Raw genomic sequence first — 14,312 nt, forward strand, 5'->3', positions numbered from 1 at the left:
TGGCTTGAGCTACTTTAAATGCTTAACTTGAATAATTTGTGTGCATTATGACGGCCTATTTTTTCTCGATCATTCTCACCAATTTCGGCATGATCAAACCAATGCGTCGCTTCTTCCATATCTTCAAATGGATAATCACTTGAGAATAAAACGCGATCAGATCCAATTTCATCAATTGCATTTTTCATAGTAATTGTGCGGAAGTTACCGCTTGTTGTTAAATAAAAATTCTTACGGAAATAATCAATAAATGGCTTTTCTGCTTTTACACCGAGTGGATTTCGGCCATTGGCTGAAGCCCAATGCGATGTACGCCAAATATTATTTTGAATTAACTCGCCTAGATGCCCTAAAATAATATTAATATTTGGGTATTTATCAAATAAACCTGAACCGATTAAACGCAGTGCATGTACACCTGTTTCAACTGAGAATGACCATGCAGGCCCCATTAACCAAGGATGATCTTTGATACCCAATTGCTGACTTAAAAGTGGGTTACGCGGGTGTAAATAGAATGGTACATCGAGTTTAGCAACCTCACTCCAAAAATCTAAATATTCCCCAGCATCATAATATCTTGCTGTTTCATCGTTATTTAAATTTGAGAAACCATTTACTAAAGCACCCGCAAAACCAAGTTCTGTTATGCAGCGATTGAGTTCTTTTGCCGCTGCTTCTGGGTCTTGTAATGGTAATGCAGCAAAAGCCCCGAAGCGATCAGGATGTTTAGCGATTAATTCCGCTAAGGTGTCGTTTGCAATTTTTGCAACTTCAACAGCTCTTTTCGGATCTGCAATCGCTTGAATCGCAGGTGCATTTAAAGAAATGATTGAGTATTCAATACCCGTTTCATCCATGCGGCGTAAACGTTCACCAGTTATATCGAGTAATTGGCTCCGCTTAGTTCTCCAAACATCTGGTACAAAGAATCGTTCCGAATCACCAAGTGTCTCTTGAATTGCAAAATGTTCTTCTAAAGCAATCTTCCCTTTCATTTACGACTCCATAACTTATTAAAGGTATAGACGTAGATTAGGTGGCTTAAAAGAATACGAGAACATTAATTATGGAAACTTAACTTTCATTTTATGAAAGCTAAACTTTTATTGATCGAGTTGGTCATCGCTTGCAAATATTAATTAAGCGATATGTAAAATAGATAAATGATTTTCAAATAATGCCTGTCTATGTCCATGATAGATGTTTAGGCATTAAAAAAGCCCTGAAACTTTTAAATTTCAAGGCTTTATTAAGTTTCATGATACATCGTATAACTAAGTGATAGATCATGATTTACAAATTTGGTGGAGATGGCGGGAGTTTAATTAAAGCCTTAACTCATTATATATATTAAATATTTATTGTCTAGGATATGTATTGTGTAACTTATGTGTAACACACAGCTTTGATAGTTAATGATTTTTTGTGACAGTTTAAAACTTATTCTGAGTTAGGTTTCCGATTTCCGAATTGAACTCAGATCCTCTTTCTTAATTTTACCATCATTTCCTCACTATTAAAGCAAAACATTATAAAAACAAAACGTCTTACTCTGACTCACCTTAAGATATATATTTTAAATCACTTACCAAAATTTCCACCAAGCTTTATGAAGCCAATTAGCACAAGGGTCAGGGAATAAACCGTGAATTTTGACAAATTCATCTTCTACAAGTTTTCCATCTTGATTTTCATCTAGATATTTAAATAATTTAATGTTTTTATCTTTGCCTTGAAACCGTCTATCATCTGGCCAAGAATATGGTTCAAAATCTTTAACCTTTAGAAATTCATTAAGTTCAAAAGTACCATTTTTATTTGAATCATAGATTTTATAAAATTTTTCCCAGTCTAATGAAGTCGATTCACAGGCATGACTGAAACTTGAAAGTACGCTACAACTGAGAATCAAAATACAGATTATTTTTTTCATTTGTTTTATCCCATCTTTAATTAGCTTTGATTATATAGACAAATTGATTTAGGAAAAATCATTTAAAGAAAGCTATTTAGCAACTGTATAAATGTTCCAAAGTGTGATTTCTTTCCCTTGCCCTGACTCAAGTTTTAAAAATTTGAACAAGGTTTTTCTGTTATTGGTGATTGATTAAGTTATCGATTTTAGCAAGCAACACCTCTATTTTTACGATTAGAAAGAATCTATAAGTAAGCTATTATTTTTAAGATTTAATTTAATATTTGACAACTCATTCCATAATATCTAGTATCCCTCATAGTTCACTCCCACTCAGGCTCATCCATGAGTGATGACAAATCCAATTATCCAGGCCGTCCAAGACAGTTTGAAGATAAAGAAATCATTGATGCAGCTATAACTGTATTTAGTAGCAATGGCTATGCAGGTACTTCTGCACAAAATTTATGTGATGTTACTGGATTAGGGCGCGGAAGTTTATATAACGCCTTTGGTAGCAAACAAGCTTTATATGAACAAGCTTTGTTACGTAGCCATGAACAAACCATGGCGGCTCAATTATCCATTCTCACACAGTCGGGGCTGTTCAAAGAGAGATTACGATCCCTTTTACTTTGGGGGATTGCTGAGGATCTTTCACAATCAGAACAGCACGAAGCCATGGTCTTATTCTCTGCTTTAGAAATGGGTGATAAAGATCAGGTTGTCTCCAGCCTGAATCTAGAATATCGACAGCGCCTAGAGAACTCTCTCCTCACAGTATTTGTCGAAGGACAAGCCAATGGGGAATTCAGTACAAAAGCCTCAGCCCTTGAAATGGCTCGAGGATTTTTAGCTGGCTACTACGGTTTGCGTGTACTGAACAAAAATATTTCAGATAAAAGCTTTCTGAAAGATGTAGTTAATGGTCTCTTAGCTAATTTGTAATCACATACTTAGTGTTAAAGAAACTAAACCCTTTCATTTTGTAATGAACGTTCAAGAAATAGGAATTTATTCAAAAAATGCCATTAGCAGTATATATATTAGGTCTAGCGATTTTTTCAATTGGTACAGCAGAATTGATGGTCGCTGGTATGACCGCCACTTTGTCCCAAGCCTTTGGAATCAGTGTAGGTGAGGTTGGACATTTAATTTCATATTATGCCTTTGGTGTCATGTTAGGTGGACCTGTACTCACTTTCTTCTTCCTCAAATATAAAGTTCAATATCGTAAAGTCTTACTTATTCTGTTTGCACTCTATGTAGTAATCCAAGGCCTAAGCGCCTTTATCTCTAGCCATGCTATTTTGATTGCAATCCGTTTTATCACTGGCGTCTTATGTGCAGGTTGTTTGAGTCTTTCACTTGCCACAAGTATGGCTATGGTTCCTAATCATAATCGCCCACGAGCAGCAGCCATTGTTATTGGAGGTTTTATGATTTCCAATGTGTTTGGAGTCCCGCTTGCGACTATGATTGACCAACAATGGGGCTGGCGTGTTACTTTTGGTTTAGTAGCAGTATTGGTATTCATTTGTTTGATTGCTCTATTACGTCTTTTACCTGAAGTGAAAAGCAGTGGGCAACTTAGAATGGAAGAAGAGATTAAAGCCTTTAAAAATAAAGCTTACTGGAAAGCATGTGCAACAAGTTGCTTAATTCTTGGAGCAAGCTTTGCTGCATTTAGTTATTTCGTTCCTGTTTTGGTCGATATCACTGGATTTAGCATGCAAGTAGTTCCATTTATTTTAATGGCATTTGGTTTTTCAAATATCGTGGGAAATACTATTACTGGCCGTTTAGCACATGACCACAGCCTAAAAATCATGCTTATCGGATTAACCGTATTAAGTATCTCCTTATTCGCTTTTGCAATATTTGCCGAATATAAAACAGTAGCAATTATTACAATAATTTTGATTGGATTATCTGGTGTTCCAATGAATCCAGCAATGATGGCAAGAATTGTCAGTGTTGCTCATCCAGGTCCTATGGTCAATGCAGTACACACCTCAGTGATTAATATAGGTTTAGGTGGCGGTTCGTATATTGGAGGTCTAGCAATTACGAATGGTTACGGCTTACGTTCAGGCTTATGGATTGGTGCTGTACTGGCAGTATTGGCATTGGCTTCACTTCTTCCTTACGCTCTTAATCGTCAAAAGGGTTGGTCTTGAAGCAAGTTTCTTAAAATCATTAAATATCATGAATCATTTAACATAGTAACCGTTTTCCGAATCAGCCCTCACCCAGAGGGCCACGCCTCAATCAATCTTTCTGCATCAGCTGCTTGCAACTTTAAAGCGCTGAGTTTTCTGCTGGCACCCATGGGAAGGTAAATTATTCATTGCTCATAAATTTGGTCTAATAAAAAACCCACTCTGTTGAATGGGTTTTAAGTTGAACTTAGTGAAAAGAATCTAAAAATATTTTTTTGATGCAGCACTTATATTGTCACTAGTTACAGTGAGTCTCTTTAGTCAAAGATAAACTTTTCTATCTTATCAATTATTTTCTCTATACCAGATTTTTCATCCTCTTCTTTTTCACTCTCATCTTTTGAGGAGGTAAGTGGAACTTCAGGATATGTCCATTTCCATGGATGCAATATCCCGCCTACTCGACTCCTGTTATAGATCATATCAATTTGATATTTAGAAATTATATTTAATCTATCTATAAATTTTGAATCTGTATTATCTATTCTCTGAGGATAATCCATAAAATTATCTGTATAACCCTTTTGATATTTAAACATCTCACCAGACTCAAATGTATGTGTTAGCCCTAGTGCATGCCCCAACTCATGAGCATAAGTTTCAAGAAAGCCAAATTCCACGCTATCCTTAAATATTACAACTGCATTTGAAAATTCTTCATCACTTGAATACTTACCTTCCGAATAAAGTATGTTTGAATGGGCCTTGAAACTTGCGCTACCTAAAACATAATTCCATTTGTCAGTATCCTTTTCACGTGCATTTCTAACAGATACTGGTGCAAAAAAAATGTAAGTATTCCTTTCTATTTCACTATATGGAGTCAACCCCACCTTTTTTTTCCGCCAATATAGTTCTTTTAACTCTCTAATGAATTCAGCATCAGAAAATTCAGTGGGATCTACAGTTTTCTTTCGCTTTATACTTAATCTAAGGAGTTCCTTTTCATTCGAAACAACCTCAAGATACTTTTCTTTACCATCATTTTTTAATCTTTTGTTCCACCATTTATCAACAAAATCTTTTACTTCAGTGTCACTTACAGATAGTAAGTCCAAATCAAAAACTTCCTTTTTAACAACATTAAAAACAGTAAGTGCTTGATTAAAAAACTTATTCCTTAGCTCTAATTGGTGATTTTTCGATTTTGGTATAATTTCACCATTAACCTTCACATCTATTTCCACAATATTTATAGTATAAATTGTTTCGTTTCGAGCAATATAAATTATCCCTACACTTTCTGGCTCACAATTATTTCTTTTTGCTTTAACTATAATGTGTTCATTATTTTTTAATGTACCTCCAGAACAGATTATCTTTATCGCACTCTTTTTCTTATAAAAGTATCTATTTCTTTCAACTAAGTTGTTATCTTCATCATAATCCAATCCTAATTTCATAAAATTTCGATTTGAATTGATAAAATTACTTAAAGGTTCTTCTATACTTTTGGCATTTTGATTATTGTCAAAAGTTGAAATTTTTATATTATCATTGGATGCTTCAAACTGTAAAACAGTTCCATTGTCAGTTAAAGATTCTTTTTCCTCAATATATTCTCCCTTAATACTTTCCAAATATTCTTGATGAATTTCTATATCAAGGCAAGCACCCTGTTTGTTGATCTCCTCACTCCCATAGACGCCTTTACAATCAGTAGCAAAAAGGTATAGCCATGATGGAAAGTATCTAGAAGGAAAATTAATACGAGTATTAACATCATGATAGAATACTTTATATAATTCTGAATGAACAAAACGCGGAGTACCTAAAATATCTATAACTGTATCTTTCTTTCCACCAATACTAAGCAGTGGGTAAATATATTCATCACGTACCCAATCAAACCCATACTCACCATTATAATTATCAGGTGGCATGCCAATTTCATAAGGTCGTCGGAATTGAACTGTAAAATTTCTGATACAATTTGAAGATGATTGACCAATTTTAGGACTACTTTTTATATTAGACATCTTAGTTCCACTACCAACTAAATAATTGTTTTAAATAAATATTTATTCTCAATGTGATACTATTATAAATTTAATTAACTTTTAATTCTAGTTTTTCAGACTCAATGTTTTTCTTTAGTTTTGAGAGTTCTTAAATTCATTATATTTATCAGATATTAACCACTCATTTTCTAGTCATCCTATTGCTACTATATGAAGATAAACTCATGCAACATATTAATTTTTTCAATTTTCAGGCTCGTTAGAATCTTTGTAAAGAAACTCTATGTTTGTAAATAATAATTTATCTCTATCTGTAAAATGGGAGGATATTTCAGTAATAGGTTTAACTATTTTTTGACCCATTCTGAAATTAGATTCATTTCTAACATCAAGCGGAATATAGGTACTTTTAATCTCATTTTTTGTTTCCCAACTTGTTAAGTACATCTTATTGGGTGACTCCTCATTCCCTTTTAACTCATAAACATATGAACAAACAAATTTGTCTCTTAATGAAACACCATTAGAATTTTTTACTTCATAATCTATAGCAAAACTAATTTGTCTAAACCTTGTATTTTCATCAATATTTTCTTGAGAAATCTTTCCTGTATTTTTATCAATTAGGGATTCATTGAAATATTTATAAATCAAATTATCTTCAGGGAAGCTAATTTTGGGAGTTGCTTTGTTTATTTTAAGGCTGGATGGGCTTTCAACAAGGTCATTCAGATAACCGTAACAATTTTTATAAGCTGCATTTATCGCATTCTTTTTTAAACCTGTTGAGCTTTCATTACAACCACTCGTTCCGAGCAACAAACTTAAAATTAGAAATCTTTTCATAAATTTTACTAAATTATTCATTTAAACAAGATACTAATTTTAAGGTCATAAAGAAACCTCCCGAAGGAGGTTTGAATCAATAAAACTACACAACGTTTAGACTATCAAAGAGTCGGTTGAGGAATTGGAATATCTTTTGATATTTTCTTAGCATTACTGAAATTTAAATCGCAACGAGAGTGCCCCCACTTCACTATGATCCCTTTTTCAAGCATGAATTTTTCTTCACAATAACGCCCTGGATGAACAAAAGTTTCATAAGAAATAATTTTATTTCCATTTGTTAATGTATAGCTCTTATCTGGCACTCCCCACTTATTTATAAGTTTTTCTTCTGAAGATCCAACCCATGATTGCATTAGATCATTAAGTGTTTCATAGCGTTGGGTAGCTACGCTCGCACAAGCTATAAGTACCTGACTAATCAAAATTATTAAAATTATCTTTTTCATGATATATCCTTAATCTATTTAGACCAAGATACTAATTAATTGATTAAAAAGAAACCCACTTGGGTGAGTGGGTTTAGTATTTTCATATTAATTTAAATTATTATTTATCTTCGTGTGGAAAAAACAACTTATGGTTAGTATTGCGGCATTCAGCAAGAAATTTTCTCGCTTTTTTGTCGCGAAACTCGTATGCCGACCATATTAAGCCAGCGTAAAAATCAATAAATTGCAATTCAAGACATTTTGAGCTGTCCATCGGAATAACATTACAGTATTGATTATTAACTTCATTTTCTATGGAGTGCTCCAAAATCATCTGATTTAGGTATTCCCCCATATTCCATTTCGTGTTCACCTTCTCACTTCGTCTGTCTGGCATGAAGTCAACAAATTTAGATCCACATATTGGCTTTAATAATAGGCATTTAATCATGTAGTTATATAGAACATTGGGATCGTTTTTCATTTTATTATTTACAAATTCTTTATGAACTGTAATAGATCTCAACTGGATATCTTTATGCTCAATAAGCAGTTTCGCCACTAGATTAAGAAATAGTTCTTTATCAGCTGTATTCAAATCCACTGATTTAAGCTCATTCTTTAAAGGTCGTTTTCTTTTTACATATAAAGCTCTAACAATACGCTGGATATATTTAGCCTTCCCCTCTGGTAAGCATATTGCAGCAAGTGTAAGCATCCTACTAGAACCGCCATGTTGATATGGGTCATGCATATTCCATCCCAAATCACCACTTTCATCTAAATATATAAATGTTCGCATAAAATTATTATCAAGTATTAAAAAAGCCCCTAAATATATTTAGAGGCTTAAGAATTCGGGTGCGGCACCTAGAGGCAACTTACTTACAGTAAGTTTACGATTATCGCAGAATTTATCGTACCTCAGCCTAGGCGTGGATTATTTATACCGCGCTGCGACTACATGTTTAGAATATTCTATAGTGACAAAACTGTCAATACGAAACAATTTCAAAATGTCAATACTTCAGCACCTTCTTGTGCGTTAAATGTTGTCGCGCAGCGTCATCAATTAGTTGATTTTTGGCTGAATAACCCGAAAGTTATACTCTTAATGGGCTCTAGCATTAAAAAATCAAGTAAAGAAAGAACACGATGACAGCTAAAATTAATAAGAATTTAAATACTCCCTTAAATGATCCAGCATCTCTAGAGTCTTGATTTGATGAAAGTGATGTCTTCACCTTACTTTGTTTATTTCTAGGTGAATAAGAGGAATAAGATAGCCCTGTTCCTGGCAATCCAACTGTAGTTCTTGTGCCCTTTTTACCTACATTAACTCTTGCACCGTTTTTCCCAACAGATACGCTTGAAACTCCCTTTTTGGTGAGATTCACACGAACACCAGGCATAATTTTAATGCTTTTTCTAAAATTAAATCCCATTGCTTATTTTCCGCAAATTTTCTTAGATCCACTAATTGAACCATCATTGCAAACAAATTTACCTGCCTGACAATGCTTTACCCCACCTTTACTACCCGAACAAGGTTGGCGACCTCGTCCAGCATCAGCAAATGAAGCAAAACCTAATGCTAAAACCAACCCCAATGCGATCTTTTTCATATCGATACCAATTATTATAAAGTGCTACCAATGTAACAAATGGTAAAGATGGAGTGAACATTAATTAGACTAAATAGGTGTAAAAAAAGCACCTTAGGGTGCTTTTTCTCTAATAACTTATTAAAAACTTTCTGGATCTTGCCCATCTGTTAAAAACTTAGCTTTCATAAGCCCATTTTCAGTCTCTGCCTCACACTCTATTAACGCAGGCACTTGATTATAAGGATTTTGAAAAATACATTTTCCAACCGCTTTGTAGCTCTTCTTTGTATTTGGGGAGTTAATTTCAATATAACTCACTGGCATAATTTTCGCATTTGCCCCTCTGTTAATTTCTGAATCACCAAAAAATTTTAGTGTGAAAAAATCAGTTTCACTCTTTAAAAAGTTGAACATGAATAATAAAGTTCCACTTTTAAAAACAGTATGTGAAAGTAATCCCATGCAAGAGTTTTCTGCCTTAGAGTTAATAACTGCTGTAGTACACTCCCCTTTCATTATAAAGATTGCTTGAACATCATCATCTTGCGCAATACTTTTTGTGCTAGATAAAACTGATACAGCTAAAAGATAAGCTAAAACTATTTTTCTCATAATGTAACTACTTTGTTAATTCTCGTAACCATATTAACAGAAGTAACTTGGACAAACATTAGCCGAAAGTGGGAAAACCACTGTGTGGCAGTTGGGTGCAATAAAAAACTTTCTGCATCAGCGGCATATTCTTCACTTAAGAAACAAAGATTTCAGTTGGTCCTTGCTATTCAAAAGATCGAAAGTGGTCCATGAGTCGAGACATGTTGTCTAAGAATTATTTTACAAAGAGTGGGATGATTAAGGTTAAATGATTTAGTTGGGATGAATTATTGCAAATTAATGGGTAAAATAGTTGAGTCTTATTTTCTTTAAAATTAAAAGATATACAATTAGGATGTGCCCCATGATATGGTTATATGCATTTTTGTTCTTTTTGATTTTTTGTATCTATTTCATTTTTATAAATTATATTTACTCTCAAATACTTATAGCAATAAACAAAAAAAGCTTAATAAGCGACTTAAAGAAAATAATTGTTTATATGCTTATGATTCCTTTCTTTGTAGCTCCACTGATTGCTGGATCGGAAATAAATGGCTACAAGGAACTTGTATCTAATGATAATTATTATTTCATCTTTAATGTAATTTGTTTTGCTCTTTCACTACTGCCTGGTTTTCTTATTTTTAACGAATATTATTTAAAGCAAGCTAGAAGAAATTTTAGGTATTAAATATTGGAAATCAAAATGCAGCTACTGGGTGCATTCTTTTTTGAATAGACCTATCACAAACCATCTTTGAATAGGCCAGTGTTGGCAATGGTGAATATTGGTTACTATGTTGAACGAGCGTGGCCAATTGACACACTCTTATTGACTACACTTTTAGTGTGGTTAAAGATTATAACCAACTATTTTGCTGCGTTTTTATCCAAAATAAAACAAGATATACTAAATTTGACCATTGGAGAGAATGGTCAATAACTAGAAATGATGTCCGGCATTGCCCACTTTAGAGTGGGTTTTTTTATGACAAAATTCATTTTCATATACATGATACTCAAGTTTTATTATTGTTTTGGCGAAATTGTCATTACATTCAGCAGCTCTATTTCAAGACCTAATGTTTTAATGTATATTCGCTCTTTTGATTAACAAAAAAAAATTAAAGAGTAAGTTTGAGATTATGAAAGCACTAAAAATAAGTTTATTTATTGTATTCCAATTAGTTTATTGGCTCCTTGCACTTTTTGGAGTAATTCCATCACTTGCTTTGTTAATAGGCTTTATTGTATCTAAGATAAGAAAAAATGATAGCGCATTGATTTCATCGATCAAATTTTATAAATATTACGTTTATGTTATTGGTACAATAACAGTTTTAATCAATCTTATTTGGGTTTTATTTATTAAATTTCCAAGTATCTCACCATTTGTTATAGGTTACGCCATTGGTAGTAATTTTGTATTAGTAGCACTCTTTGGTTTTTATTTATTTATTTTAGAATATTTGTTAAAGCGCCCTATGCTACAGAATTAATTAAAAAAATTTAAGCTAATAAACCCTCACCTAAATGATTCATTCTTCGCATCATGCAAAGCACTTACAGCAAAGACGCGAGATGGTTCAGAATTGGGCGAATATTGTAGATAGCTGGAAAGATTTAAAATGAATGTAATAGAGATGGAACCATATTATTGGGAACTGTATAAGGATAGTGATGGTATGTATCTCAATGTTCTTATAAATATGAGTGCAATTTCATGGGAGAAAACTATCTGCCTAGATGAACAGGCAATTCAAAATTATCTTACAGAAGGAAAAGACTTTGTTAATAGCTTAGCTAAGAGAATAGAAAGTTGCCAATTTAGAAAAGATTATGAAAAATTTTTCTCATACCCAGATGTTTCGAATGAACAAAAAAAGAGAATTTTTGAAGCATTTAATAGGTATAAAAATTTAAGCTAATAAGCCCTCAATTGAGGGCTTTATTCTTCCTATCATTCAAACCGCTACACACATTGTATTTTGCAACAGTATCAATGATCTAAAGTGTGATTTCTTGCCCTGCCCTGACTCTAATTTTTGGAGTTTAGGGCAAGGCTATTAAAAAAACTAAATTTTAACTATATAAAGCCTAATCTAATATAAGATAAAGAACTATTTACTTTCAATCGTATCTAAAGTCATCTGAGCTGATTCATTTCCATTCTCAGCCGCTTTTCTGTACCAAGCAATAGCCGTATCAACATCACGTGATACACCTTTTCCATTCGCATATAGCATTCCAATATAAAGTTGTGCAACTCCGTAATTTTGATCTGAAGCTTTTAAATACCACTCCATGGCTTTTTTGTAGTCCTCTTTTATTTCGTATGATAGACCTACATCATATTGTGCTTCAGGATCTCCTTGTAAAGCAGCCTTTACTTCCCATTTTAATGCTTCATCTAAATTTTGAGCAATTCCAAATCGGCCTGACGCATAAGCCACTGCTAAGTCTTTTTGTGCACGAATATTGCCTTCTTCTGCACACTTTCTTGTTATCTTTAAATCAAGTTTTATTACACCATCAATGATTTCTGCTTTTCTATTTTCATCGTTTTTTGGACATTGTTCTGCAAATACATTTGGCAAACATGCAAGTAAACAAATTGTTAAACTCATTTGAGACAAAAATTTCATATATGAGATATTCTTTATTTTTAAAAATGAATATGTAGAATAACTCATATAGTTTTTATTTAAACTAATAGTTTTTAAGAGTGGTTATAACCCTCACTCAGAGGGCCATGCTTCAATCAATTTTTCTGCTTCAGCTGCTTTGACAAGCTGTCAGCACTGAGTTTTCTGCTGACACCAATAGGAAGGTAAATCATTCATTGCTCATAAATTAGGTTCAATAAAAACCGCCGAAAGGCGGTTTTTTTATGTTTTAAATTCATTCTTGCACAATATGAATTTCACCATTTTGATCCATAGTAAATTCTTTAGAATTTGATCCTAATTTTTTTGTACCATAAATTTTTGCAAAATACTCGATAGTAATGTTTACTGAATTACCAACTTGATAAATATAAACCTTTACTGGAACATACGAATGTCGATTTTTAAGACCATCTAGAATTGGAATCTCTATCATTTTGATCCCAAACAAAGCTTGATCTCTAGTTAATTTTTTCCCATCTTTTTGGTCTACAAATGTCAGTACATTAACAATAACGTCTTTTTTATTACCATCTTTAAGTGTTACATCATAATATTTTCCATCTAAAACATAATCATCATCTGTGAGCCTTACAATAGCCGAAGTTTGATTGTTCTTTTGTTCTACTTTTTCACCTTTAGAGGTTGTTAAAAATTCTGCATTACCTAACACTGGCAATAACCCCAAAGTACCAATTAATAGTAATTTATTCATTCTGAAACATTCCTTTAGGTGCGTTTAAAGTATCAATAAATTAGTTAAAAACCCAGTTAGGAGGTTTTCTTAAGTTGAATTAAATGAAACGGATTCAGAAATAATTTTTTGATGTAACACTTTTGGTATTCCCCGATACTGTCTGCGCTTTATCTGCATGCGGAGTTTCGACCATCAAAAATTTTGTTGCTAGGAATGCATAAATAATCATTACTAAAATGAATACTGATATTGGAAATAAGTTGCTTTTGCTTTTTTCACTATCTGATTCATAGTGCGCTGTTGAATTACAAATATTTCGCTCCATGTCCAAGCTCAAATTTTAGAAATATCTTACTTTTAGCACATAATTATTACTTTAACTTGGATAAAGATTACAGAATTGTAATTTTGAATTAAAAATCATTCCAAGAGAATACGATAAAAGCTTTAGTTGGTTTTATGATATAAATGTTGCACTTTTTACCTTTTCCTTTTGGGGTTTACATGAAAAACAACCACACAACAGATGATTCAGAATCAACTGTTTTAGGCTGGAAATTTATAGCCATCGTTGCTGTTTTAACATCAATCTTTTTCACTTTTTTATATTTGGCTATGTCAAGTGAACCTGACTATATGCCTAGTCATAAACAAAAAGTAGCCAATGAGCAGAAGAATGTATCAACATCACAATCAGTTGAAAAAACAACATCTAAATGATCTGAACTAATACATTTAATGGCATCAAAAAAACCTCCCGAGGGAGGTTTTGCCTATCCAAGAATTCGTTTCAACTCAATTCCGTAAACCTCTTTCCATGCTTCCTTAGGATAAATTTTTACACTTCCAAAATTTGGATCTGCAATGTCTTTAATCTCTCTACCTTTTTCTAGACACCACTTTTTAAGATTGCGCCAATTATACTTTCTACCTGTCTTATTCTCCACAGCCTTAACAGAAGCATACTTCTTAGACTTGCCCAATTGTTCTTTTAGTGCTTCAGCTTTACACTGACGAGCTAACTGGCGGGCGTCTTTGCACCCTAGTTCAGGGTATTCACCTAAATTCTTTCTAGTCTGTTTTCCATTTACTCGGTATGAAACGATGCATTTCTTTTTACCAGTAGGAAATACATCAACTGACAAACCCTCACCATCTGCAAATAAATATCTTTTGCCTTTTGGTTTTAAAGCTTTTACTTGTGAGTCTGAAAGCATAGTTCACCTGTTACACGCGTGTCACACCTGTGTAACATCATATAGTGATAGTGCGTGATTTTCAGATAGTGCCTGTATATGTCTATGATAGAAATTCAGGCATTAAAAAAGCCCTGAAACTGTTAAATTTCAAGGCTTTATTAAGTT

General features: G+C 33.1%; 16 protein-coding genes and 1 pseudogene. 5 read left to right on the top strand and 12 right to left on the bottom strand.

The window, feature by feature from the left end; all coding sequences use genetic code 11:
* Positions 1 to 14: 14 nt before the first annotated feature.
* Together M2R48_RS16360 and M2R48_RS16365 are read right to left on the bottom strand one after the other, a co-directional pair.
* Positions 15 to 998, bottom strand: coding sequence for an amidohydrolase family protein (locus M2R48_RS16360; RefSeq protein WP_262086774.1), 984 nt, complete (start codon positions 996 to 998; stop codon positions 15 to 17).
* Positions 999 to 1,588: 590 nt separating this feature from the next.
* Positions 1,589 to 1,936, bottom strand: a complete 348-nt coding sequence (locus M2R48_RS16365; RefSeq protein ID WP_262086775.1) for an EF-hand domain-containing protein — start codon at positions 1,934 to 1,936, stop codon at positions 1,589 to 1,591.
* A 327-nt stretch (positions 1,937 to 2,263) separates the two neighbouring features.
* Here M2R48_RS16365 and M2R48_RS16370 point away from each other — a divergent pair, with 327 nt between their 5' ends.
* Positions 2,264 to 2,866, top strand: coding sequence for a TetR/AcrR family transcriptional regulator (locus tag M2R48_RS16370; protein WP_262086776.1), 603 nt, complete (start codon positions 2,264 to 2,266; stop codon positions 2,864 to 2,866).
* A gap of 77 nt (positions 2,867 to 2,943) precedes the next feature.
* Positions 2,944 to 4,098 carry an MFS transporter gene (locus M2R48_RS16375; protein ID WP_056513403.1) on the top strand — a complete coding sequence of 385 codons (1,155 nt, stop codon included), beginning with the start codon at positions 2,944 to 2,946 and terminating at the stop codon, positions 4,096 to 4,098.
* Positions 4,099 to 4,397: 299 nt separating this feature from the next.
* Here M2R48_RS16375 and M2R48_RS16380 read toward each other — a convergent pair whose 3' ends face one another.
* From M2R48_RS16380 to M2R48_RS16410, 7 genes are all read right to left on the bottom strand, one after another.
* The gene (locus M2R48_RS16380) at positions 4,398 to 6,119 is read right to left on the bottom strand and encodes a matrixin family metalloprotease (RefSeq protein ID WP_262086777.1); all 1,722 of its coding nucleotides are present in this window, start codon (positions 6,117 to 6,119) and stop codon (positions 4,398 to 4,400) included.
* 225 nt (positions 6,120 to 6,344) lie between these two features.
* The gene (locus M2R48_RS16385) at positions 6,345 to 6,968 is read right to left on the bottom strand and encodes a hypothetical protein (protein ID WP_262086778.1); all 624 of its coding nucleotides are present in this window, start codon (positions 6,966 to 6,968) and stop codon (positions 6,345 to 6,347) included.
* An 83-nt stretch (positions 6,969 to 7,051) separates the two neighbouring features.
* Complete coding sequence (locus M2R48_RS16390; protein WP_262086779.1) at positions 7,052 to 7,399, bottom strand: hypothetical protein; 348 nt, start codon at positions 7,397 to 7,399, stop codon at positions 7,052 to 7,054.
* Between the two features lie 100 nt (positions 7,400 to 7,499).
* Positions 7,500 to 8,183 carry a DUF3800 domain-containing protein gene (locus tag M2R48_RS16395; protein ID WP_262086780.1) on the bottom strand — a complete coding sequence of 228 codons (684 nt, stop codon included), beginning with the start codon at positions 8,181 to 8,183 and terminating at the stop codon, positions 7,500 to 7,502.
* A 325-nt stretch (positions 8,184 to 8,508) separates the two neighbouring features.
* Positions 8,509 to 8,826: a DUF4236 domain-containing protein gene (locus M2R48_RS16400; RefSeq protein ID WP_105713149.1), complete on the bottom strand. Its 318-nt coding sequence runs from the start codon at positions 8,824 to 8,826 to the stop codon at positions 8,509 to 8,511.
* A 3-nt stretch (positions 8,827 to 8,829) separates the two neighbouring features.
* A complete protein-coding gene (locus M2R48_RS16405; RefSeq protein ID WP_171287892.1) occupies positions 8,830 to 9,006 on the bottom strand; it encodes a hypothetical protein in 177 nt (58 codons plus the stop codon).
* 120 nt (positions 9,007 to 9,126) lie between these two features.
* Complete coding sequence (locus tag M2R48_RS16410; RefSeq protein WP_262086781.1) at positions 9,127 to 9,600, bottom strand: hypothetical protein; 474 nt, start codon at positions 9,598 to 9,600, stop codon at positions 9,127 to 9,129.
* A gap of 1,130 nt (positions 9,601 to 10,730) precedes the next feature.
* Between M2R48_RS16410 and M2R48_RS16415 the strand changes: the two genes are divergently transcribed.
* Positions 10,731 to 11,084 (top strand): hypothetical protein, encoded by a 354-nt coding sequence (locus tag M2R48_RS16415; RefSeq protein WP_262086782.1) that lies wholly within the window; start codon positions 10,731 to 10,733, stop codon positions 11,082 to 11,084.
* 129 nt (positions 11,085 to 11,213) lie between these two features.
* On the top strand, positions 11,214 to 11,513 hold the full coding sequence (locus M2R48_RS16420; RefSeq protein WP_262086783.1) for a hypothetical protein: 300 nt from the start codon (positions 11,214 to 11,216) through the stop codon (positions 11,511 to 11,513).
* 192 nt (positions 11,514 to 11,705) lie between these two features.
* Here the strand turns inward: M2R48_RS16420 and M2R48_RS16425 are convergent, their stop codons facing one another.
* Both M2R48_RS16425 and M2R48_RS16430 read right to left on the bottom strand, forming a co-directional pair.
* Complete coding sequence (locus M2R48_RS16425; protein ID WP_262086784.1) at positions 11,706 to 12,278, bottom strand: tetratricopeptide repeat protein; 573 nt, start codon at positions 12,276 to 12,278, stop codon at positions 11,706 to 11,708.
* A gap of 208 nt (positions 12,279 to 12,486) precedes the next feature.
* Entirely contained in the window at positions 12,487 to 12,966 is a 480-nt protein-coding gene (locus tag M2R48_RS16430) for a hypothetical protein (RefSeq protein WP_262086785.1), read from the bottom strand.
* Positions 12,967 to 13,452: 486 nt separating this feature from the next.
* Here M2R48_RS16430 and M2R48_RS16435 point away from each other — a divergent pair, with 486 nt between their 5' ends.
* On the top strand, positions 13,453 to 13,668 hold the full coding sequence (locus M2R48_RS16435) for a hypothetical protein (RefSeq protein WP_262086786.1): 216 nt from the start codon (positions 13,453 to 13,455) through the stop codon (positions 13,666 to 13,668).
* Positions 13,669 to 13,946: 278 nt separating this feature from the next.
* On the opposite strand, the pseudogene M2R48_RS16440 reads toward M2R48_RS16435, so the two are convergent.
* Positions 13,947 to 14,165, bottom strand: a pseudogene (locus M2R48_RS16440) (Arm DNA-binding domain-containing protein); the annotation flags it as partial.
* Positions 14,166 to 14,312 lie beyond the last annotated feature (147 nt).

The sequence above is a fragment of the Acinetobacter sp. I-MWF genome, assembly GCF_025433935.1.
In the GTDB taxonomy this organism is placed as follows: domain Bacteria; phylum Pseudomonadota; class Gammaproteobacteria; order Pseudomonadales; family Moraxellaceae; genus Acinetobacter; species Acinetobacter guillouiae.

Coding starts and splice junctions, on each gene's coding strand:
- M2R48_RS16360 (WP_262086774.1), bottom strand. CDS start 998: ATGAAAGGGAAGATTGCTTTAGAAGAACATTTTGCAATTCAAGAGACA.
- M2R48_RS16365 (WP_262086775.1), bottom strand. CDS start 1,936: ATGAAAAAAATAATCTGTATTTTGATTCTCAGTTGTAGCGTACTTTCA.
- M2R48_RS16370 (WP_262086776.1), top strand. CDS start 2,264: ATGAGTGATGACAAATCCAATTATCCAGGCCGTCCAAGACAGTTTGAA.
- M2R48_RS16375 (WP_056513403.1), top strand. CDS start 2,944: ATGCCATTAGCAGTATATATATTAGGTCTAGCGATTTTTTCAATTGGT.
- M2R48_RS16380 (WP_262086777.1), bottom strand. CDS start 6,119: ATGTCTAATATAAAAAGTAGTCCTAAAATTGGTCAATCATCTTCAAAT.
- M2R48_RS16385 (WP_262086778.1), bottom strand. CDS start 6,968: ATGAATAATTTAGTAAAATTTATGAAAAGATTTCTAATTTTAAGTTTG.
- M2R48_RS16390 (WP_262086779.1), bottom strand. CDS start 7,399: ATGAAAAAGATAATTTTAATAATTTTGATTAGTCAGGTACTTATAGCT.
- M2R48_RS16395 (WP_262086780.1), bottom strand. CDS start 8,183: ATGCGAACATTTATATATTTAGATGAAAGTGGTGATTTGGGATGGAAT.
- M2R48_RS16400 (WP_105713149.1), bottom strand. CDS start 8,826: ATGGGATTTAATTTTAGAAAAAGCATTAAAATTATGCCTGGTGTTCGT.
- M2R48_RS16405 (WP_171287892.1), bottom strand. CDS start 9,006: ATGAAAAAGATCGCATTGGGGTTGGTTTTAGCATTAGGTTTTGCTTCA.
- M2R48_RS16410 (WP_262086781.1), bottom strand. CDS start 9,600: ATGAGAAAAATAGTTTTAGCTTATCTTTTAGCTGTATCAGTTTTATCT.
- M2R48_RS16415 (WP_262086782.1), top strand. CDS start 10,731: ATGAAAGCACTAAAAATAAGTTTATTTATTGTATTCCAATTAGTTTAT.
- M2R48_RS16420 (WP_262086783.1), top strand. CDS start 11,214: ATGAATGTAATAGAGATGGAACCATATTATTGGGAACTGTATAAGGAT.
- M2R48_RS16425 (WP_262086784.1), bottom strand. CDS start 12,278: ATGAGTTATTCTACATATTCATTTTTAAAAATAAAGAATATCTCATAT.
- M2R48_RS16430 (WP_262086785.1), bottom strand. CDS start 12,966: ATGAATAAATTACTATTAATTGGTACTTTGGGGTTATTGCCAGTGTTA.
- M2R48_RS16435 (WP_262086786.1), top strand. CDS start 13,453: ATGAAAAACAACCACACAACAGATGATTCAGAATCAACTGTTTTAGGC.